Below are 20,968 nucleotides of genomic sequence, written 5' to 3' on the forward strand. Positions count from 1 at the left end.
CGCGGCAGGATGGTCACCGACCCGAGGAGGCGCACGTGCCGTTCGAACACGACGACGGAACCCCGCTCGAGGCGATCGCGCTCGCCCAGCGACCGGCCGACGCCGCCCGATTCGAGGTCCGCGAGGCCATCGCCTACCTCGATCCCGTCAGCGGCCGCCGCTACCGCGCGCCCGCGGCGGGGGAGCGGCCCCTGCCGCACGGCGAGACCGACCTCGCCTCGGTGCCGAGCCCGCTGTGGGGCATGATCGCGAGCTACGGGCGCCAGTCCGCCCCCGCCATCCTGCACGACGCGCGCTCCCGCGTCGCCGAAGAGCTGGGCGATCGCCCCGCCGCGCTGGCGCAGCGCCGCGAGGACGACCGCGTGTTCCACACCGCCCTCCGTGAGCAGGGCGTGCCGCGGCTCCGGGCGCGGCTGATGTGGGCGTGGGTCTCCGCCGACCGCGAGCGCGTGTACGGCGGCGTGCTCGGCTGGGTGCTGCTCGCGCAGGTCGGGCTCGGCGTGCTCCTCGCGCTCGCGGCGATCGTGCTCGCGATCGTCGCCGGGCCGTGGTGGCTCGCGCTGGCCGCCGTCCCGGCTGCGGCGTCGCTGCCCTGGGGGCGGATGGCTCAGCTCGTGCTCGTGCTCACCTACTCGCTCGCCGCGTTCGGGCCGCTGCTCGTGCTCCAGCTCGCCGCCCTCGTGCCGTTCCGCCTGGTCGAGGCCGTCGTCGAGCTCGTCACGGGCGGCGACCCCGTCGATGTCATCCGGCCCACGATCTCGCTGCCGGATGACGCTTCCCCGGGTCGCACGGAGCCGCCCCACAGCTGAGGTTCAGGGTTGTCCCTGATCCGCCCGCGTCGCGGCATCCGTAGCGTTGACCTCGGTCGAACACCGCGGACACGCAGGGGGAACTGTCACCGCGGCACGACCGGAGAGCCGGCCGCGCAGGATGCCCACCCGAAAGGGCAGCGCAGGCCGGCTCCCCCGCTTCATGCGTGCATGCGGCAGACTCGAACGGATGACCGCGACCCTCACCCTCCTCGACGCCGCCCCGCGACCGTACGACGCCGACGCGATGTACGACGCGTTCGTCGACTGGGCCGCCGGTCGCGGGTTCCGCCTGTACGACGCCCAGGACGAGGCGGTCATCGAGATCGTCTCCGGGTCGAACGTGATCCTGTCCACCCCGACCGGCACGGGCAAGTCGCTCGTCGCGGTCGCCGCGCACGCGGCATCCGTCGCCCGCACCGCCGCCGACCGCGACGCGGGTCGCCCGGCCGGTCGCACCTACTACACCGCGCCGATCAAGGCGCTCGTCAGCGAGAAGTTCTTCCAGCTCGTCGACATCTTCGGTCCGCAGAACGTCGGCATGGTCACGGGCGACAGCTCGGTGAACGCGGATGCGCCGATCATCTGCTGCACGGCCGAGATCCTCGCGAACCTCGCGCTCCGGCAGGGCGCGGCCGCGCCCGTCGACCAGGTGGTGATGGACGAGTTCCATTACTACGGCGACCCCGACCGCGGGTGGGCGTGGCAGGTGCCGCTCATCACGCTGCCGCACGCCCAGTTCGTGCTCATGTCGGCGACGCTCGGCGATGTCACGTCGATCGCCGACGACCTGACGCGCCGCACCGGCCGCGACACCGCGCGCGTCACGGGCGTCGAGCGCCCGGTGCCGCTGCACTTCTCGTACGCGAAGACGCCCGTGCAGGAGACCGTCGAGGACCTCATCGCGACCCGTGAGGCGCCCGTCTACATCGTGCACTTCTCGCAGGCCGCCGCGATGGAACGGGCGCAGGCGCTCTCCTCGATCCGGGTCGTGAGCCGCGAGGGCCGTGACGAGATCGCCGACGCGATCGGCGGGTTCCGCTTCACGACCGGCTTCGGCAAGACGCTCTCGCGGCTCGTGCGCGCGGGCATCGGCGTGCACCACGCCGGCATGCTGCCGCGCTACCGACGCCTGGTCGAGACGCTCGCGCAGCGGGGCCTGCTGCGCGTCATCTGCGGCACCGACACGCTCGGCGTCGGCATCAACGTGCCGATCCGCACGGTGCTCATCACGGCGCTGTCGAAGTACGACGGCCAGCGGATGCGCCAGCTCACCGCGCGCGAGTTCCACCAGATCGCCGGGCGGGCGGGCCGTGCCGGCTACGACGTCGCCGGCAACGTCGTGGTGCTCGCACCCGACCACGAGATCGAGAACGAGACCGCGATCCGCAAGGCCGGCGACGACCCGAAGAAGCTCAAGAAGGTCGTGCGAAAGAAGGCCCCGGCCGGGTTCGTGACGTGGGGCGAGGGCTCGTTCGAACGACTGGTCGGAGCCGAGCCCGAGCCGCTCGTGCCGCAGCTGACGCTCACCGCGGCGATGCTGATCAACGTCATCGGTCGCGGCGGCGACGTGGCCGGCGCCATCCGCTCGCTCGTCTTCGACAACCACGAGCCGCGCGCCCGGCGGTACGAGCTCGCCCGCCGCGCGCTCGGCATCCTCCGCACCCTGCGCGACGCCGACGTCGTCGAGCTGCTTCCGACGGATGGCGCGGGCAGCGGCCTCGGCGTCGAGCTGCGGCTCACGGTCGACCTGCAGCCGAACTTCGCGCTCAACCAGCCGCTCTCACCGTTCGCGCTCGCCGCGATCGAGCTGCTCGATCCCGCGACGAGCGAGCAGGGCACCGGGCACTACTCGCTCGACGTCGTCTCGATCATCGAGTCCACGCTCGACGACCCGCGGCCGATCCTGTCGCAACAGCAGTACAAGGCGCGCGGCGAGGCGGTCGCCGCGATGAAGCGCGACGGCGTCGAGTACGACGAGCGGATGGCGCTGCTCGAGGAGGTCACCTGGCCGAAGCCGCTAGACGAACTGCTGCGCCACGCCTTCGAGACGTTCGCGTCGAGCCAGCCCTGGGTGCGCGACTTCGAGCTCAGCCCCAAGTCGGTCGTGCGCGACATGTTCGAGCGCTCGATGTCGTTCGGCGAGTACGTGTCGTTCTACCAGCTCGCCCGCAGCGAGGGGCTCGTGCTGCGCTACCTCTCCGACGCGTTCCGGGCGATCCGGCAGACGGTGCCCGACGAGGCGAAGGACGAGGACCTGCTCGACCTCATCGAGTGGCTCGGCGAGCTCGTGCGGCAGGTCGACTCGAGCCTCGTCGACGAGTGGGCCGAGCTCGTCGATCCGACCGCCCACCTGCCCGAGGACGAGGCGCCCGTGGTGCCGCCCGCGCCCCCGTCGGTCGTCACGAACCGGCGCGCGTTCACCGTGCTGGTGCGCAACGAGCTGTTCCGGCGCGTGCAGCTCGCCGCGCTCGACCACGAGGACGAACTCGTGCAGCTCGATCCCGGCCCGATGTGGCCCGAGGCGCTCGACGCGTACTACGCCGAGCACGACTCGATCGGCACGGGCGGACCGGCGCGCTCGCCGCGGCTCGTGACGATCGACGAGTCGGATGCCGCATCCGGCGTGTGGCGCGTCGAGCAGACGATCGACGACCCGGCCGGCGACCACGACTGGCGGATCCGAGGCGAGGTCGACCTCGCGGCCTCGGCCGAGGAGGGCACGGCGGTCGTGCGGATCACCGAGGTCGTGCGCCTGTAGCCGGTCGCGGGTCGGGCCTCGCCAGGGTCGCGGCGTGCTCGACCACCGGCGCGGGCCAGTCCCCGGTCCGTTTCCCTATGCGAGTGCGAGCATCGCCGCGGCCACGAGCGCGAGCGCGAGGCCCGCCCACTGCACCGGGGCGATTTGTTCGCGCAGCACGATCGCGGCGAGGATGATGGTGCCCGCCGGGTACATCGCCCCGATCACGGCCGCGACCGCGAGGTCGCCCGCGCGGATGCCGAGCAGGAGCAGGGTGTTCGCGACGGCGTCGAGGACGCCGCCCGCAAGCGCGAGCACGACGGCCGCGCGTGCCGGAGTGAGCCGGGTGGCGCGGCCCTGGGCAGCGGCGGGGGCCGTGCCACCCGTGACGGGGACCGGAGGCCCGTCGGGGACAGCGACCGCGACGGCCGACCGCCTGCGCACCCGCGCGCCGACGGCGAGCACCGCCACGGCCGCGAACAGCAGCGTGGCCGAGACCACGCGGTTGGCGACGAGCGGCGCCACGCCCGACTCGTCCGAGGTGTGCGAGATGACGATGTAGTAGCCGCCGATCGCGAGACCGGACCCCACCGCGAGCGCGAGGCCCTTCGCACTCGGTCGCACGGCACCGCGCTCGGGGACGAAGCCGACGAGCACCACCGCGACGAGCGCGAGGCCGAGCCCCCAGAGGCCGAGCGGGCCGAACCGCTCCGCGCCCACGAGCGTGCCCCAGACCATGGGCGTGACGGCGGACATGAGCGCGGTCAGCGGCGAGAGGATGCTCATGGGCCCGATCGCGAGGCTCGCGTACAGCAGGGCGATCGCGATGGACCCGACCACCCCCGAGAGGGCACCCCAGGCGAGATCCGACGCGTGCCAGCGCGCGTCGAGCAGGAGCGAAACAGCGAGCATCACGACCAGACCGGAGACCGCGGCGAGCGCGCTCACGAGGACCGCGCTGAGCCGCTTCGCCGCGAGGCCGCCGAGGAAGTCGGCGGCGCCGTAGACGAGCGCGCCGGTGAGCGAGAAGACGGCCGTGAGCATCGCGGCAGAGCCTATCCCGACCCCCGGATCGCTGCTCATCTGAGCGAGGGCGGTTGCTCATATGAGCAAAATCGGCCGAATCGTTGAACCGCAGATGACGAGTCGATTCAGACCCTTCCCCGGCCCGAGACCGACGCCTATGCTGCCCATGAGTGTCGCCCGGCCCGAGGGGCGACGCATGCGACGCCGGGGGGCAGGCAGGCTCCGGCATCCGTCTTGCAGAGGAGATCACGCAATGCAGCAACGTTCCCCCGGCGCGGAGGCACCCCGCGCCACGGCCCGTACCCGTGGTCGGGTCGCGGCCGGCGCGCTCGCCGCCGCGACCGCCGCAGCGCTCACCCTGGGCGGTGTGGCGTCCGCGCAGGCGATTCCCGAGGGTGGGCTGCCGCCCGAGGCCGGGAAGGCGAAGGCGTTCGTCGACATCAACCTGGTCACGGTGAACGACTTCCACGGCCGCATCGAGCAGTCGGGTACCGCCGCCGGAATCGCGAGGCTCTCGACCGCGGTCGACTCGTTCCGCGCCGCGAACCCGAACACGGTGTTCGCTGCAGCCGGCGACATGATCGGCGCCTCGACGTTCACGTCATTCATCCAGGACGACGTCCCGACGATCGAGACGCTCAACGCCGCGGGCCTCGACGTCAGCGCCGTCGGCAACCACGAGTTCGACAAGGGCTTCGCCGACCTCACCGACCGGGTCATGCCCCTCGCCCTCTGGGAGTACCTCGGCGCGAACGTGTACGACAAGGAGACCGGCGAGCCGGCCCTGCCGGAGTACTGGATCGAGGAGTTCGACGGCGTGCGCCTCGGCTTCGTCGGCGCAGTGACCGACGAGCTTCCCTCGCTCGTCAGCCCCGAGGGCATCGCCGACATCGAGGTCGGTCCGCCGGTCGAGGCGGCTAACCGCGTCGCCGACCAGCTGAGCGATGGCGACGAGAGCAACGGAGAGGCCGACATCGTCGTGCTCCTCGTGCACGAGGGTGCCGTGGACACGAGCGTGGAATCGGCTACCGACCCCGAGACCCGCTTCGGCCAGATCGTGCTCGGCGCCGACGAGGACATCGACGCCATCGTCTCCGGCCACACGCACCTGCCCTACAACCATGTGATCGACGGTCGTCCCGTCATCTCGAGCGGCCAGTACGGCGAGCGCTTCAGCAACATGGAGATCACGTTCAACGTCAAGAGCGGCAAGATCGCACGGATGGAGAACACGCTCTACACGATGGCCACGGCGTTCGACGCGAACAACAACGTGACGGCGTGGCTGTTCGAGCCCGACCCCGACATCGTGCCGATCGTCGCCGAAGCCACCGCGGTCGCCGACGAGCTCGGCAACGTCGTGATCGGCCAGGCGACCGGTGCGTTCAACCGGGCCCAGCGCCCCGGCCTCGTCAACGGCCAGCCCGCCCTCGTGGAGAACCGCGGCGGGGAGTCCACCATCGGCAACTTCGTGGCCGACGTGCAGCTCTGGGCCCTGAACGAGGACGGCACGCGAAGCGTCGACATCACGTTCATGAACCCGGGTGGCATCCGCGCCAACATCAACGCCGGCGACACCACCTACCGGGAGGCCGCGAACGTGCAGTCGTTCGCAAACACCCTCGTGACGGTCGAGATGACCGGCGCACAGGTGAAGGCGGTGCTGGAGGAGCAATGGCAGCCGGCCGGCGCGTCGCGTCCGTTCCTCAAGCTCGGCGTCAATGAGGAGCTCAGCTACACGTACGACCCGACGGCGGCCCAAGGCGAGCACATCACCGAGATCCTCCTCGGCGGCGTGCCGCTCGACCCGGCGGCGACGTACACGGTCGGAGCGAACTCGTTCCTCGGTGCCGGTGGCGACAACTTCACCACGTTCGCACTCGACGAGGTGAAGGCGACGAAGGCCGACAGCGGCAAGATCGACCTCGAGGCGATGGTCGACTACTTCCAGACGTTCGGCAGCGCGTCGCCCGACTACGCCCAGCGCGCAGTCGGCGTCGACATCGAGAGCGTTGCCGGGGCTCAGGCCACGATCGACCTCTCGTCGCTCGACTTCAGCACGGCGGCCGACCCGAAGGCGGGCACCGTGACCGTCGCGCTGGAGGACGGAACCGTGCTGGCCACGACCGCGGTCGACCCGTCCTTCCCCGCCGCTCCGAACGACGTGTACGACGAGATCGGCCGAGCGACGGTGACGTTCGCGATCCCGACGGGCGCGACCGCCGACACGCGGTTCGTCATCACCACCCCGACCGGCACGACGAGCTCGTTCACGCTGCCGCTCTGAGCTGAGTCTCGACCGACGAGGGACGGCCCCGGGCGCGAGCCCGGGGCCGTCCCCGCGCCCGGCGACGATTAGGCTGGTGGCGTGAATCCCAGAGGTGCTCGCGCGATGCGCGGCGCGGCCGTGGCCGCGTTCGCGACGCTCGTCGCCTCGCTCGCGCACACCCTCGGCGGCGGCACGCCGCCGGGTACGCTCGCGCTCGCGCTGTCGCTGGCCTTCTCCGTGCCGCTCGCGATGGTGCTGGTCGGCGAGCGGATGTCGCTGCTCCGCGCCTCCGCGGCGGCGCTCGCCGCGCAGGCCGCCCTCCACCTGCTCTACGCGTTCGGCACGGGCGGCGCCGCTGCCGCGCCATCCGTCGCCCCGCATGCGGCGCACCCGGCCTCCGCGCCGATCGAGTTCGCCGTCGTGACGCTCGACCACGGGCACGCGGTCGTGATGCCGGTCGCGCACCTCGCTGCGGCCGCCCTCACCGTCGCGATGCTCGCGATGCACGAGCGCGCGGTCGGCGCGGTCGCGCTCGCCTCGGGCACGCTGCTGCGCGGCGTGCGACTGCTGGCGTCGGTGCTGCGGGGCCTGCCCGTCCCGACGGCGCCGGGCCTCGTGCGCCCGGCCGTCCGCCATGCGGCGCCGCCGAACCCGGCCATCCTCGTCCTCTCCTCGTTGCGTCACCGCGGTCCGCCGGCGGCGTCGTCCGCCGCCTGAGCGGCCGCGACCCCGACCACACCGCATCCGCACGCACGACGCGCCCGATCACCTGAGCCGACTCCCGGCCGCGCGTCCGTGCACCCGTACGAGAAGAGACCCATGCACACCCTCAGCCGCTCCGCCATCGTCGCCGCGACCGCCCTCGGCGCCGGTACCCTCCTCGCCCTCGCCGCGCCCGTCGCCGCGAACGCGCACGTGACCGTCACGCCCGGATCGACCGCGGCCGGCTCGTACGCCGTGCTCGAGTTCGCCTCGGGCCACGGCTGCGACGGCTCGCCGACGACGTCCTTCACGGTCGACATCCCCGAGCAGATCCTCTCGGTCACGCCGACGCTCGACGCCGGATGGACCGTCGAGAAGGTCATGGTCGCGCTCGACGAACCCGTCGAGGGCGCCCACGGCGACGCCGTCTCCGAACGCGTCGGTCAGGTCGTCTACACGGCCGAGACGCCGATCCCCGAGGGCTATCGCGGAACCTTCCAGATCCAGGTCCTGCTGCCCGAGGACGGCGCGGGCGAACGCCTCGAGTTCCCGGTACTGCAGGCCTGCGTCGAGGGCGAGACCGCCTGGAACGAGTCGCCGGGCGCCGACGGCTCCGAGCCCGAGCACCCCGCACCGGCCATCGAGGTCACGGCCGCCGAGGGTGACGGTCACGGCCACGCCGAGACGGCGTCCGACGAGACGGCCGAGGCGACCGAGACCGAGGCGACAGAGACCGCGGCGACGGAATCGACGGATGCGGCGGTCGACACGCTCGCCCGCGTGGTCGGTATCGCCGGCCTCGCCGTGGGGGCCGCCGGCCTCGTCGTCGCGATCGTCGCGCGCCGCGGATCGAAGGCCTGACATGCCCGCCTCGCACCTTCGCCGGGCGTCGCTCGGTGCGGCCGGCGTGCTCGCGATCGCCGTCGGCGTTCTGGCGTGTCCGGTCGCGCCGGCGCTCGCGCACAACACGGTCATCGCCGAGTCGCCCGAGGCGGACTCGACGGTCACGGCCCAGCCCGACGAGGTGTGGCTCGAGACGAGCGACGCCCTGCTCGACGTGGAGGGCGCGACGGTGATGGACGTGGTCGGACCCGACGGCCTGCACTACGCGACCGCGTGCCCCGCGGTCGACGGCGCCATCGCGAGCGTGCCGGCCGACCTCGGTCCCGAGGGGGAGTACACGGTCGCATGGCGCGTGGTGTCGGCCGACGGGCACCCGATCACGGGCGAGTTCGCGTTCACCTGGACCCCGGACGCGGGCGAGCCGCTCGCGGAGGGCGCCGGCGAGGCGGCCTGCTCGACGAGCGGCGGCGAGTCGGCTGGGCCGGACGACGCCGTGAGTGAGCCGGGTGACGCCGGGGAAGAGGCGGATGCCGCGCCAACCGGTGGGCTCGGCGACCTGCTCTGGGTCGTCGGCGCGTTCGTCGCACTCGTCGCGGCCGCGCTCGCCGCGTTCGCGCTGACGCGCCGGAGGCCGCAGCCGGCCGACGTCGGCGAGGTCGAGGGCGCCGAGCCCGACCCCTCGGCGGAGGGGGAACGCTCCGAGGAGCACTGACGCCGCCGGGCGGCACATCCTGGATCAGGTTCCGGTGAATGCGCCCGGCGGCAGCGCCGTCTCGCCGTCGGCGATGGCGCGGACGAGCCGGTCGGCGACCGCGGCCGGGTCATGGCCCTGCGGGAACTTCGGCGCGGTGCCGAACAGCGGCCGGCCGGCGAGCCCGGTCTCGGTGTGGCCGGGGCGTGCGTCGAGCAGGCGGATGCCGGTGCGACGCAGTTCCCGGCCGGCTGCGGTGAGGTAGGCCGCGAGGGCGGCCTTCGACGCCGAGTAGCTCGCGAGGCCCGCCGTCGGCAGTTCGGCGACGATCCCCGTCAGGGCGACGACGACCGGCTCGCGCCCCGCCTCGGCCGACGCGCGCAGTTCCGGCAGGGCCTCCGAGACGATGCGCATGGGTGCGAGGGCATTCACGGTGAACAGGGTCTCGAGATCCTCCTGCGCGGTCGCGGCCACGGCGTCGAAGCCGACGACCCCGGCGGCGAGCACGATCACGTCGATGCCGCCGAGCTCCTCGGTCGCGCGGCGCACGATGGCCTCGGGGGCGTCCTGGTCGGTGAGGTCCGCCGGGATGCCGGCGCCGTGCGACGACCGCTCGGCGAGTCTCGCCTCGTCGCGCCCGCTGAGCGCGAGGCGGGCGCCGCCCGCCGAAAGCCGCGCGGCGACCAGCGTCCCCAGCACGCCGGTCGCGCCGATCACGAGTGCGCGGCTGCCATCGATCTGCGTCATGCAGCCGAGGGTAGATCGAGCGGATGCCGCCGCGCGGGTGTTCACAGCAGTCTCGCACCGCCCGCCCACCGTTCCTCAACATGGGTCGGCGCCCGAAGGTTCGGGATCGGCCGCGTCATCCCTCCAGCCGGGCTGTCGCCGCCGCCGGGTAGGGTCGACGGGTGACCTGGAACGACGAGCCCTCGGCGGCCTCCGTGAATGCGTGGAGCGACGCCCCGTGGGACCCCGACGAGCTCGTTCCGCCCGACGACGAGTGGGCGCCGCCGCCGCCGTCCGAGGCGCAGTGGAACGACGCATCCGTCACGCCTCGTGCGCCGGGCGGGTCGGTGCCGCACCCCTTCGGGGCGCCGTCCGCGGCACCCGCGCGCTTCGCGTCACCGCTCGACGCGCTCCGCACGGTCTACGGGTACGACGCGTTCCGCGGCGAGCAGGCCGCGATCATCGAGCACGTCGCCGGCGGCGGCGACGCGGTCGTGCTCATGCCCACGGGCGGCGGCAAGAGCCTCTGCTACCAGGTCCCGTCGTTGCTGCGCGAGGGCACGGGTGTCGTGGTGTCGCCGCTGATCGCGCTCATGCACGACCAGGTCGACGCCCTCGTCCGCAACGGGGTCCGGGCGGGCTACCTGAACTCGTCGCAGTCGCCGGCCGAGCGCGCGCAGGTCGAGCGTGCCTACGTCGCGGGTGAGCTCGACCTGCTCTACGTCGCACCCGAGCGGCTCGGGTCCGAGCAGACCAAGCGCTTCCTCGAGCGGGGCACGATCGCACTGTTCGCCATCGACGAGGCGCACTGCGTGGCCCAGTGGGGCCACGACTTCCGGCCCGACTACCTCGCGCTCGCCGAGCTCGCCGAGCGCTGGCCCGACGTGCCGCGCATCGCGCTCACCGCGACCGCGACCGAGGCCACGCACCGCGAGATCACCGACCGGCTCTCGCTCGGCGAGGCCCGGCACTTCGTCTCGAGCTTCGATCGGCCCAACATCCAGTACCGGATCGCGCCGAAGCTCGACGTGCGGCGGCAACTGCTCGACTTCGTCCGCACCGAGGGCCGCGACGCCGACGGCAACCCGGTGGCTGGCATCGTCTACGCGCTCTCGCGCGCGAGCACCGAGAAGTTCGCGTCGTTCCTCGCGGCCAACGGCGTCGACGCGATGCCATACCACGCGGGCCTCGACGCCGAGACGCGCCGCCGTACGCAGGAGCGATTCCTCCGCGACGACGGCGTGGTCGTCGTCGCGACGATCGCCTTCGGCATGGGCATCGACAAGCCCGACGTGCGCTTCGTCGCGCACGTCGACCTGCCCAAGTCGGTCGAGGGCTATTACCAGGAGACCGGCCGGGCCGGTCGCGACGGCCTGCCCGCCACCGCGTGGCTCGCCTACGGCCTGCAGGATGTCGTGCAGCAGCGACGCATGATCGACGAGAGCCCGGGCGACCTCGCGCATCGACGTCGGCTCGCGTCGCACCTCGATGCGATGCTCGCACTCTGCGAGACCGTGCAATGCCGGCGCCAGAACCTCCTCGCCTACTTCGGCGAGCAGAGCGGCGCGTGCGGCAACTGCGACACCTGCCTCGAACCGCCGGAGTCGTGGGATGGCACGGTGCCCGCGCAGAAGGTCATGTCGACCATCGTGCGGCTGCAGCGCGAACGCAACCAGCGCTTCGGGGCGGGCCACCTCGTCGACATTCTCAGGGGCAGGCGCACCGCCCGCGTCGAGCAGTACGGTCACGACCGGCTGGCCACCTGGTCGATCGGCGCCGACCTCTCCGAGGCGCAGTGGCGCGGCGTCATCCGCCAGCTGCTCGCCCAGGGCCTGCTCCAGTCGGTGGGCGAGTACGGCGTACTGGCGCTGACCGATGCCTCGGCCGGCGTGCTCTCGGGCGACCGCACGGTCGCGTTCCGCACCGAGCCCGAGCGCCCGGTCCGCTCCTCGCGCTCGGCCCGCGCGGCGACGCCGCCCGCGGCCGACCTCGAGCCGGCCGACGCCGAGCTGTTCGAGGCGTTGCGCGCGTGGCGCGCCGGCGAGGCGCGCGAGCAGGGCGTGCCCGCCTACATCGTCTTCGGCGACGCGACCCTGCGCGCCGTCGCCGCGCGACGCCCGACGAGCCGGAGCGAGCTCGACGGCATCTCCGGCATCGGCGCGAAGAAGCTCGAGGCGTACGGCGACGCGCTCGTCCGGGTCGTCGGCGAGCACGCGGGCTGAGCGACGCCCGCCTCCCATCGCGGGCGCTCGCCGCATGGGACCTTCGGACTGCGGCACCGCGCACCCGCTCGCTAGCCTCGCGCCAAGAGCCGCGGTCGCGCGGACGTGAAGAGGGAGCCGACATGTCCACACCCCAGGTGAATCGCCCGGTCACGATCACCCTCATCGGAGGGCTCGCGTTCATCGCGGGTGCGATCGACATGATCTCCGGCGTGCTCCTGTTCTTCCGCCTGCCGAATGCGGAGGCCGTCGCGAGCTACGGCGGCTCCGGCGGGCTCATCACCGCAGCGATCGGATCGATCGTGGTCGGCCTCATCACGGCGGTGCTCGGCGGCGGCCTGCTCCGCGGGAGCAACCCCGCCCGGCTCATCGTCACCGTGCTCCAGGTGCTCTCGATCCTCGGGTCGCTGTTCCTGGCGGTCGCGTACATGGGCGATCCGTCGGTGATCGGCGAGTGGCTCGGCCTCGCGGTCTCGGTCGTCCTGCTGATCCTCCTCTGGACGCCGAAGGCGAGCCGCTTCTTCGACTCGGCTGCCGTCTCGTGACGCGATGAGCGATCGGAACCTCACTCGCGCGACTCGACCGACCGCGGTCACCGTGGTCGGGGCCCTGGTGTGGGTGAACGCGGCACTCGACCTGCTCGCGGGCTTCGTCCTGCTCATCGGCGCGACCATCGGCGGCGACGACCAGGCGACTCGCACGACCTGGGCGGTCATGGGCTCGGTCTCGCTGCTCGTGGGCGCACTCGCCGCGGTGATCGCGTTCGGGCTCATGCGCGGCAACCCCGTCGCGCGCATCGCCATCACGGCCATCGAGCTGATCTCGATCGCCGGATCGGTCAGCGCCGCCATCGCCAACCCGTCGAGCGCGACGAACGAGATCGTGAGCGCCCTCGTCGCACTCGCGGTCATCGTGCTGCTCTGGTCGGCCGAGTCCACGAGGTTCTTCCGCAACCTCGCGCCCGACCAGCCGACGCGGTGACCCCGGCCGCGTCTTGTCGATCCTCCAACGTTCGGCGCGGCGTGCCTTGTGGGTTCCCACAATGCCCGCCGGATGGCGCGAACGCGGGTTTGTAGGCCGCTGACGGACGGTTTCGGCCCCCGCAGCGGGCCGCCATACCGTGGGGTCGAGCCCTGATCCGCGTACGAAGGACGAACCGACGATGGTCGACACGGCATCCCGCACCGATTCCACTCCTGCGCCCAAGGTCGAGCGCCCGAGCAGCGCCTCGCGCGCCTCCGAGGCGACGCCGGCGAACACCCCGATCGACTCGAACGCCGCGCCCGTCGTCGACGTGGCCGCGCTCGGCCGCCAGCTGCTCGGCACGTGGGCGGAGGCCCGGCTCGCCGCGCGTGAGCGCGCCGCCGACCCCGCGTTCCAGCGCATCGAGGGCCAGTCGATGGCCGAGCACCGCGAGCGCGTCCTCGGCCAGCTGAAGCTGCTGGTCGAGTCCGGCGCCGTGCACAAGGCGTTCCCGAAGGAGCTCGGCGGTCAGGACGACCACGGCGGCAACATCGCCGCGTTCGAGGAGCTCGTGCTGGCCGACCCGAGCCTGCAGATCAAGTCCGGCGTGCAGTGGGGGCTGTTCGGCTCCGCCGTGCTCCACCTCGGGACGACGCCGCACCACGAGCGGTACCTGCCCGGCATCATGTCGCTCGAGGTGCCGGGGGCGTTCGCGATGACCGAGACCGGTCACGGATCCGACGTCGCCTCGATCGGCACGACCGCCACGTACGACCCGGAGACGGAGGAGTTCGTGATCCACACGCCGTTCCGTGGCGCGTGGAAGGACTACCTGGGCAACGCGGCGCTGCACGGCATCGCCGCCGTGGTGTTCGCGCAGCTCATCACGAAGGGCGTCAACCACGGCGTGCACGCGTTCTACGTGCCGCTGCGCGACGAGCAGGGCGCGTTCCTCCCGGGCGTCGGCGGCGAGGACGACGGGCTGAAGGGCGGCCTGAACGGCATCGACAACGGCCGGCTGCACTTCACGAACGTGCGGGTCCCGCGCGAGAACCTGCTCAACCGGTACGGCGACGTCGCGCCAGACGGCACCTACTCGAGCCCGATCGCGAGCCCGGGCCGGCGGTTCTTCACCATGCTGGGCACGCTCGTGCAGGGCCGCGTCTCGCTCGACGGAGCCGCGACCCTCGCGAGCGCGATGGGCCTGGCGATCGCGATCACCTACGGCACGCAGCGTCGCCAGTTCAACGCGGGCAGCGACACCGACGAGGAGGTGCTGCTGGACTACCAGCGCCACCAGCGCCGGCTGCTGCCGAAGCTCGCCACGACCTACGCCCAGTACTTCGCGCACGACGAGTTCCTGCGGAAGTTCGACGCCGTGTTCTCCGGGGAGGCCGACACCGACGACGACCGGCAGGACCTCGAGACCATCGCCGCCGCGCTCAAGCCGCTCTCGACGTGGCACGCCCTCGAGACCCTGCAGGAGGCGCGCGAGGCCACCGGCGGCGCGGGCTTCCTCGCCGAGAACCGCATCGTCGGCCTGCGCCACGACCTCGACATCTACGTGACGTTCGAGGGCGACAACAACGTGCTGCTGCAGCTGGTCGCCAAGCGCCTGCTCACCGACTACTCGAAGCAGTTCGCCAAGGCCGATGCCGGTGCGATGGCGCGCTTCGTGGTCTCGCAGACCGCGGATCGCGCCTACCACGGCACGGGCCTTCGCCGGCTCGCCCAGACCATCGCCGATTTCGGCTCGACCGCCCGCTCGGTGCACGAGCTCCGCGAGGAGGAGACCCAGCGCGAGCTCCTCACCGACCGCGTCGAGGCGATGATCGCCGAGATCGCCGGCCGCCTGCGCGACATGCGCAAGCTCTCGAAGGCCGAGGCGGCCGCCCTGTTCAACCGCAACCAGAACGAGCTCATCGAGGCGGCGCGCGCGCACGCCGAGCTGCTCCAGTGGGAGGCGTTCACGCGCGGACTCGCCCGCACCGAGGACGCCGGGACCCGGCAGGTGCTCACGTGGCTGCGCGACCTGTTCGGCCTCGGCCTGCTGGAGAAGCACCTCGCGTGGTACCTGATCCACGGTCGCCTGTCGCCGCAGCGGGCGCAGGCGGTGTCGGCCTACATCGACCGGCTCGTCGAGCGCCTGCGCCCCTATGCGCTCGACCTCGTCGACGCGTTCGGCTTCGCGCCCGAGCACCTCCGGGCATCGATCGCGACAGGGGCCGAGCAGGAGCGCCAGGACGAGGCGCGGGCCTACTTCGCCGCACAGCGCGAGGCGGGCACGCTCCCGATGCCCGAGAAGGCGACCCGCTAGCTCCGAGCCGCGCGGGCCGCTCAGATCAGGCCGAGCGATCGCACCGCCTCGCGCTCGTCGACGAGCTCGGCGACCGACCGCTCGATGCGCCGGCGCGCGAAGTCGTCGACCCCGAGCTTCTCGACGACCTTCCACGTTCCGTCCTCGGCGACGACCGGGAACGATGAGATGACGCCCTCGGCGAGGCCGTACTCGCCGTTCGACCAGATCGCGGCGCTGGTCCACCCGCGGTCGTCGGTGCCGAGCACCCAGTCGCGTACGTGGTCGATCGTGGCTGCGGCGGCCGAGGCGACCGACGACGACCCGCGCACCTCGATGATCTCGGCACCGCGCTTGGCGACGCGCGGGATGAAGTGGTCCTCGAGCCACGACCGTGCGGCGTCGGCGCCGCCCATCCGGGCGGCGAGCAGCGCCGGCACCGAGTCGCCGTCGGCGGTCGCGTGCGCGACATCCGGGAACTGGGTCGCCGAGTGGTTGCCCCAGATCGTCACGCCGCGGATGCCCCCGACCGGGGCCTGCAACGCGGCCGAGAGCTGCCCGAGGGCGCGATTGTGGTCGAGCCGGGTGAGCGCCGTGAAGCGGTCCTTCGGCACGTCGGGCGCGTTCGACGCGGCGATGAGCGCGTTCGTGTTGGCCGGGTTGCCGACCACGACCACGCGGATGTCGTCGGCGGCGTGCTCGTTGATCGCCTGCCCCTGGGGGCCGAAGATCCCGGCGTTCGCCTGCAGGAGGTCCGCGCGTTCCATGCCCGCCGCGCGCGGGCGCGCGCCGACCAGCAGCGCGAGGTTCGCGTCGCGGAAGGCCACCGCGGGATCGTCGGTGATCTCGACGTGCGTCAGCAGCGGGAACGCCGAGTCCTGCAGCTCGAGTGCCGCACCTTCGGCGGCGCGCAGGCCCTGCGGGATCTCGAGCAGGTTCAGGCGCACGGGCGTGTCGGCGCCGAGCATCGCGCCCGACGCGATGCGGAACAGCAGCGCGTAGCCGATCTGCCCGCCGGCGCCGGTGATCGTGACGGTGACCGGTGTGCGGCTCATGGGGCGAGCCTACGCCCGGCGCCCATCCGAGGGCATCCGGCGCCGTCACCACCCCATGCTGCCCGGGCCGCCCTTGAATGGACCGGCCACGCGGGAGGTGATCCAGCCGCCGTAGAACGAGCCCGGCTGCGGCACGACGAGCTCGCCGTCGACGGTGCACGCATCCATCGAGCCGGCGTAGACGGCGACGCGGTCGCGCAGCTGCTCGAACCCCGGCGACGGATCGGGGTAGTTCCAGGCCGCACGCGCCGCGGTCCGCCCGCCGCCGTGCACGCTGAGGTAGCGCGCGGCACCCTTGAACTCGCAGTACGACGCGCCCGCGGCCGGCGACAGCGCGCCGTCGACGAACGCCGAGATCGGCAGGTAGTACACCGGCGGATGGCTCGTCTCGAGCACCCGCACGACATCGCGCGTGTCGACCACGCGCCGACCGCCGAGGTCGATCGTGACACGTGCGTCGACGCGCTCGATGCGCGGCGGGCGGGGGTAGTCCCACACGGACTCCTGCCCCGGGCCGAGTGGATCCGGAGTCGGTCGCATGGCGGCACGGTAGGACCCGCGCCTGAGAGCACGCCGAACCGGACGCCGCGGGCCGCGGCCCCCCCCGGGGGGGGGGGGGGGGGGGGGGGGGGGGGGAGGGGGGTGGGGGAGGGGGGGGGAGGGCCCCCCCCCCCCCCCCCACTCCCCCCCCCCCCCCCCCCCCCCCCCCCCCCCCCCCCCGGCGCCCCCCCCCCGTTGCGCGACATCCGGCCGTCGATAGCGTGTGCAGGAGGGGGCGTGAACGCGGAGGGGTTGCCATGAGGGATCTGTATCCGGAGATCGAGCCGCTCGAGACGGGCATGCTCGACGTCGGCGACGGACAGCACATCTACTGGGAGGTCTCCGGCAACCGCGAGGGCAAGCCCGTCGTCTTCCTCCACGGTGGTCCCGGCGGCGGCACCACACCGGCGCACCGTCGCCTGTTCGACCCGTCGAGGTACCGCATCGTGCTGTTCGACCAGCGCGGGTGCGGGTTCTCGATCCCGCACGCATCCGAGCCGGGCGCCGACCTCTCGGCGAACACCACCTGGCACCTCGTCGCCGACATGGAACGGCTCCGCGCGCACCTCGGCATCGATCGCTGGCAGGTCTTCGGCGGCTCCTGGGGCAGCGCGCTCGCGCTCGCCTACGCCGAGACCCATCCCGAGCGCGTGACGGAACTCGTGCTGCGCGGCATCTTCACGCTCCGCCGGCAGGAGCTCGACTGGTTCTACGAGGGCGGCGTGTCGGCGATCTTCCCCGACCTGTGGGAGGAGTTCCTGGCTCCCGTGCCCCTGGGCGAGCGCGCCCACCTCATCGAGGCGTACCACCGGCTCCTGTCCGACCCCGACCCCGCCGTGCACCAGCCCGCCGCGATCGCGTGGTCGCGCTGGGAATCGTCGACCATCACGCTCCTGCCCCACGCCGAGACCATTGCGCGATTCACGGCCCCCGAGTACGCGACCGCGTTCGCGCGCATCGAGAACCACTACTTCCGCCACGGCGGCTGGTGGGACGAGGGGCAGCTCATCCGCGACGCGCACCGGCTGCGCTCCATCCCCGCCGTCATCGTGCAGGGGCGCTACGACATGTGCACGCCGATGATGACCGCGTGGGATCTGCACCGGGCGTGGCCCGAGGCCGACCTGCGCATCATCGACGACGCCGGGCACGCGTTCGACGAGCCCGGGATCCTCGATGCGCTCATCGCCGCGACCGACCGGTTCGCCGCGCCTCCTGAGGGCGCCGGGATCGCCCCGCCCGTCGGCGAGGTCGGCGAGGTCGGCGACCGGATCGATGAGGACGACGCGGATGCGACCACGACCGGCGGCGCGGAGGGCTCCGACGCGGACTCCGAAGACGCGGAAGCCGCCGGGGCGGAGGCCGAGGACGCAGAGGACCCCGAGGCGGGCGACCGGCAATCCGGCGATGCGGATGGCGAGGGCGACGGCCGCGACGACGGGGACCGCGACGACGAAGATGACGATGACGATGACGACGCGGACGACGATGACGCGGACGACGACGACGATGACGAAGACGACGAAGACGACGTAGACGACGAAGACGACGAAGACGACGAAGACGACGAAGACGACGAAGACGACGACGACGATGACGACCACGACGAGGACGACGAGGACGAGCCCGCTCCGCTGAATCGAGGCGACCGGGAAGCGTAGCGCCCGACACGTCCGAACGGAAGTCGGATGTCGCCGCGGCGCGAGCGGAGTAGCGTCGGGTCATGACGTTCAACCCGAACTCCGACATCAGTGGCGGCAAGACTTCGCGACGCGGCCGCACGACCGGCATCGCCGTCGGCGGCGGTCTCGGCGCGCTGGCGCTGGTGCTGCTCTCGCAGTTCCTTGGCGTCGACCTGACGGGGATCATCGGCGGAGGCCAGTCGGAGCCGGCGGGGCCGGACACCGCGCTGGAGGAGTGCACCACCGGCGAGGATGCGAACCAGCGCATCGACTGCCGGATGAAGGGCGCCGCGGCATCCCTCGAGGACTACTGGGTGGAGGCAGGACCGCAGATCGGGCTCGACTACACCGGTCCGCAGGACCTCATCCTTTTCAGCCAGTCGGTGGCGACCGGATGCGGCAACGCCTCATCGGCGACCGGGCCGTTCTACTGCCCGCCCGACCAGACGATCTACATCGACACGTCGTTCTACGACCAGCTCGAGCAGCGCTTCGGAGCAGAGAGCGGCCCGCTCGCCGAGATGTACGTGGTCGCCCACGAATGGGGGCACCACGTGCAGAACCTCGCGGGCATCCTCGAATCGACGCGCGACGGGCAGACCGGTCCGACGTCCAACGCCGTGCGAGTCGAGCTGCAGGCCGACTGCTTCGCCGGCGCGTGGGCGGCCGGCGCCTCCGACACCGACGATCCCGAGGGCGTTCCCTTCCTGGAGGAGATCACGCCCGAGCAGTACACCGAGGCGTTGAGCGCAGCCGCGGCGGTGGGCGACGACCGCATCCAGGAGGCCACGCAGGGCCAGGTGACCCCGCACCAGTTCACGCACGGCTCGAGCGAGCAGCGGGTGCGGTGGTTCGAGGCCGGCTACGAGCAGGGCGTCGGCGCCTGCGACACGTTCAGCGTGAGCGGGAACGACCTCTGATGCGTCGCGTCGGCGCCGTGCTGATCGGCGTCGCCGGCGCACTGGTGCTCACGGTGGTCGCGTTCCTCGTGTACGCGCACCTCATCTTCGCCGGCGACCGCGAGGCGTCCCTCGACGCGTGGCGGTCGGATGCCGTGACCATCACGACGACGGACTCGTCGTTCGTGATCGAGCCGGCGTCGGGCGGCAGCGGCGAGGGGCTCGTGTTCATCCCAGGTGCGAAGGTCGAACCGTCGGCCTACCTGTACAAGCTGAGCGGCGTGGTCGAGGCGACCGGGATGACCGTGGTCATCACCAAGCCCACGCTCAACCTGGCGTTCTTCGACTCGCGTCCGCTCGCGGCGTTCACGGCCCAGGCGCCGCAGGTCGACCGCTGGTTCGTCGGCGGTCACTCACTCGGCGGGGTGCGAGCCTGCCAGCTCGCAGCGGCGGCCGCGGCCGACGACGAGCCAGGGTTGGTCGGGGTGATGCTGTTCGGCAGCTACTGCGTGGACGACCTGTCAGGCTCGGGCCTCGCCGCCCTGTCGATCGTGGCCGAGCACGACGGGCTGAGTACTCCCGACGAGGTCGCCGCACGCGCCGAGTTCCTGCCGGCTGACGCGGTGACCGAGCTCATCGCGGGCGCGAACCACGCCGCCTTCGGTGACTACGGCGCCCAGCCGGGTGACGGAACCGCGACGATCGACCGACAGCACGCGCGCGCCGGCATCGCCGCCGCGGTCGAATCGTTCGTCATGGCCCAGACACCCTCCGCGTGAGCGGACGCGCCCGGACACGGAATTCAGCGCCCGATCGCGTCGACGAGGATCCGGCCGAGCTCGGCCGGGCGCGTGAACTGCGGCCAGTGCCCGGTCGGCAGGTCGACGTAGTCGACGTCGCGCATCGCGGCGAGCTCGCGCACGAAGGGCGCGCCGCCCGCCACCCACTCCTGCAACTGCGCCGCGGGGTACTCGCACGTCACGATGGTCGTCGGAACGTCGCGTCGCCGCTCGTCGCCGAGCCGGAGCGGGTCGGACGCGACCGCCGCGGGCTCGGGGATGGAGCGCTCGCGGAACCGGCGCCGGTGCTCGTCGTCGAGATCGGTCAGCATGCCGTCGCCGAACACCGACCACTCGGGCAGCGGGATCTCATCGCCGACCACGGGCAGCTCGTCGTTGATGGAGTCGCCGTCGCCCATGGGTGCGGCGTCGACGTAGATCACCCGCGCGACGCGGTCGGGCCGGCGGTCGGAGACCGCCTGGGCGACTGTGCCTCCGCCTGAGTGCCCGACGAGCACCACGGGCGCGTCGATGCCGTCGACGAGTGAGCGCACCGCATCGACGTGGTCGTCGAGCCCGATGCCCGCCCGCCGGGCGTCGACGGACTCGAGCCCGGGAAGCGTGACCGCGTGCAGCCGGTGCCCCGCGCCCTCGAGCTCGGGCGTCACCTCGCTCCACGAGCTCGCGTCGAGCCAGAATCCGGGGATGAGGATGACGTCCATGGCA

General features: G+C 72.5%; 17 protein-coding genes and 1 pseudogene. 13 read left to right on the plus strand and 5 right to left on the minus strand.

Going from position 1 to position 20,968, the window contains the following annotated elements:
• The first annotated feature begins 35 nt into the window (after positions 1-35).
• Both ACZ4TW_RS09560 and ACZ4TW_RS09565 read left to right on the plus strand, forming a co-directional pair.
• Positions 36-809 carry a DUF1353 domain-containing protein gene (locus ACZ4TW_RS09560; protein ID WP_465542390.1) on the plus strand — a complete coding sequence of 258 codons (774 nt, stop codon included), beginning with the start codon at positions 36-38 and terminating at the stop codon, positions 807-809.
• A gap of 190 nt (positions 810-999) precedes the next feature.
• Positions 1,000-3,570 (plus strand): DEAD/DEAH box helicase, encoded by a 2,571-nt coding sequence (locus tag ACZ4TW_RS09565; protein ID WP_465542392.1) that lies wholly within the window; start codon positions 1,000-1,002, stop codon positions 3,568-3,570.
• 75 nt (positions 3,571-3,645) lie between these two features.
• Here ACZ4TW_RS09565 and ACZ4TW_RS09570 read toward each other — a convergent pair whose 3' ends face one another.
• Entirely contained in the window at positions 3,646-4,593 is a 948-nt protein-coding gene (locus ACZ4TW_RS09570; protein WP_465542394.1) for an EamA family transporter, read from the minus strand.
• A 235-nt stretch (positions 4,594-4,828) separates the two neighbouring features.
• On the opposite strand from ACZ4TW_RS09570, the gene ACZ4TW_RS09575 reads away from it, so the two are divergent.
• The 4 genes from ACZ4TW_RS09575 to ACZ4TW_RS09590 all read left to right on the plus strand — a co-directional run bounded on the left by ACZ4TW_RS09575 (position 4,829) and on the right by ACZ4TW_RS09590 (position 9,101).
• Complete coding sequence (locus ACZ4TW_RS09575) at positions 4,829-6,862, plus strand: bifunctional metallophosphatase/5'-nucleotidase (protein WP_465542396.1); 2,034 nt, start codon at positions 4,829-4,831, stop codon at positions 6,860-6,862.
• 81 nt (positions 6,863-6,943) lie between these two features.
• Positions 6,944-7,561 carry a hypothetical protein gene (locus tag ACZ4TW_RS09580; protein ID WP_465542398.1) on the plus strand — a complete coding sequence of 206 codons (618 nt, stop codon included), beginning with the start codon at positions 6,944-6,946 and terminating at the stop codon, positions 7,559-7,561.
• A 102-nt stretch (positions 7,562-7,663) separates the two neighbouring features.
• Positions 7,664-8,407 carry a YcnI family copper-binding membrane protein gene (locus ACZ4TW_RS09585; RefSeq protein WP_465542400.1) on the plus strand — a complete coding sequence of 248 codons (744 nt, stop codon included), beginning with the start codon at positions 7,664-7,666 and terminating at the stop codon, positions 8,405-8,407.
• Between the two features lies 1 nt (position 8,408).
• Positions 8,409-9,101 carry a copper resistance CopC family protein gene (locus ACZ4TW_RS09590; protein WP_465542402.1) on the plus strand — a complete coding sequence of 231 codons (693 nt, stop codon included), beginning with the start codon at positions 8,409-8,411 and terminating at the stop codon, positions 9,099-9,101.
• Positions 9,102-9,125: 24 nt separating this feature from the next.
• Here ACZ4TW_RS09590 and ACZ4TW_RS09595 read toward each other — a convergent pair whose 3' ends face one another.
• A complete protein-coding gene (locus tag ACZ4TW_RS09595; protein ID WP_465542404.1) occupies positions 9,126-9,827 on the minus strand; it encodes an SDR family NAD(P)-dependent oxidoreductase in 702 nt (233 codons plus the stop codon).
• A 161-nt stretch (positions 9,828-9,988) separates the two neighbouring features.
• Between ACZ4TW_RS09595 and recQ the strand changes: the two genes are divergently transcribed.
• From recQ to ACZ4TW_RS09615, 4 genes are all read left to right on the plus strand, one after another.
• Positions 9,989-12,028 carry a DNA helicase RecQ gene (gene recQ, locus ACZ4TW_RS09600; protein ID WP_465542406.1) on the plus strand — a complete coding sequence of 680 codons (2,040 nt, stop codon included), beginning with the start codon at positions 9,989-9,991 and terminating at the stop codon, positions 12,026-12,028.
• Between the two features lie 122 nt (positions 12,029-12,150).
• On the plus strand, positions 12,151-12,573 hold the full coding sequence (locus ACZ4TW_RS09605; protein WP_465542408.1) for a hypothetical protein: 423 nt from the start codon (positions 12,151-12,153) through the stop codon (positions 12,571-12,573).
• A gap of 4 nt (positions 12,574-12,577) precedes the next feature.
• Positions 12,578-13,009 carry a hypothetical protein gene (locus ACZ4TW_RS09610; RefSeq protein WP_465542410.1) on the plus strand — a complete coding sequence of 144 codons (432 nt, stop codon included), beginning with the start codon at positions 12,578-12,580 and terminating at the stop codon, positions 13,007-13,009.
• Between the two features lie 181 nt (positions 13,010-13,190).
• On the plus strand, positions 13,191-15,308 hold the full coding sequence (locus ACZ4TW_RS09615; protein ID WP_465542412.1) for an acyl-CoA dehydrogenase family protein: 2,118 nt from the start codon (positions 13,191-13,193) through the stop codon (positions 15,306-15,308).
• Positions 15,309-15,328: 20 nt separating this feature from the next.
• Here ACZ4TW_RS09615 and ACZ4TW_RS09620 read toward each other — a convergent pair whose 3' ends face one another.
• Entirely contained in the window at positions 15,329-16,342 is a 1,014-nt protein-coding gene (locus tag ACZ4TW_RS09620) for a malate dehydrogenase (protein WP_465542414.1), read from the minus strand.
• Positions 16,343-16,387: 45 nt separating this feature from the next.
• Positions 16,388-16,882 (minus strand): DUF427 domain-containing protein, encoded by a 495-nt coding sequence (locus ACZ4TW_RS09625; protein WP_465542416.1) that lies wholly within the window; start codon positions 16,880-16,882, stop codon positions 16,388-16,390.
• Between the two features lie 257 nt (positions 16,883-17,139).
• Between ACZ4TW_RS09625 and pip the strand changes: the two are divergent.
• From pip to ACZ4TW_RS09640, 3 genes and pseudogenes are all read left to right on the plus strand, one after another.
• Positions 17,140-18,090: pseudogene (pip, locus tag ACZ4TW_RS09630) on the plus strand (prolyl aminopeptidase); the annotation flags it as partial.
• 515 nt (positions 18,091-18,605) lie between these two features.
• Positions 18,606-19,484, plus strand: coding sequence for a KPN_02809 family neutral zinc metallopeptidase (ypfJ, locus tag ACZ4TW_RS09635; protein WP_465542418.1), 879 nt, complete (start codon positions 18,606-18,608; stop codon positions 19,482-19,484).
• Positions 19,484-20,242 (plus strand): alpha/beta hydrolase, encoded by a 759-nt coding sequence (locus ACZ4TW_RS09640; protein ID WP_465542420.1) that lies wholly within the window; start codon positions 19,484-19,486, stop codon positions 20,240-20,242. The genes ypfJ and ACZ4TW_RS09640 overlap by 1 nt, the downstream gene beginning before the upstream one ends.
• 23 nt (positions 20,243-20,265) lie before the next feature.
• On the opposite strand, the gene ACZ4TW_RS09645 is transcribed toward ACZ4TW_RS09640, so the two are convergent.
• On the minus strand, positions 20,266-20,964 hold the full coding sequence (locus tag ACZ4TW_RS09645) for an alpha/beta fold hydrolase (protein WP_465542422.1): 699 nt from the start codon (positions 20,962-20,964) through the stop codon (positions 20,266-20,268).
• Positions 20,965-20,968: the final 4 nt, after the last annotated feature.

The sequence above is a fragment of the Agromyces sp. NPDC029043 genome (assembly GCF_055564615.1).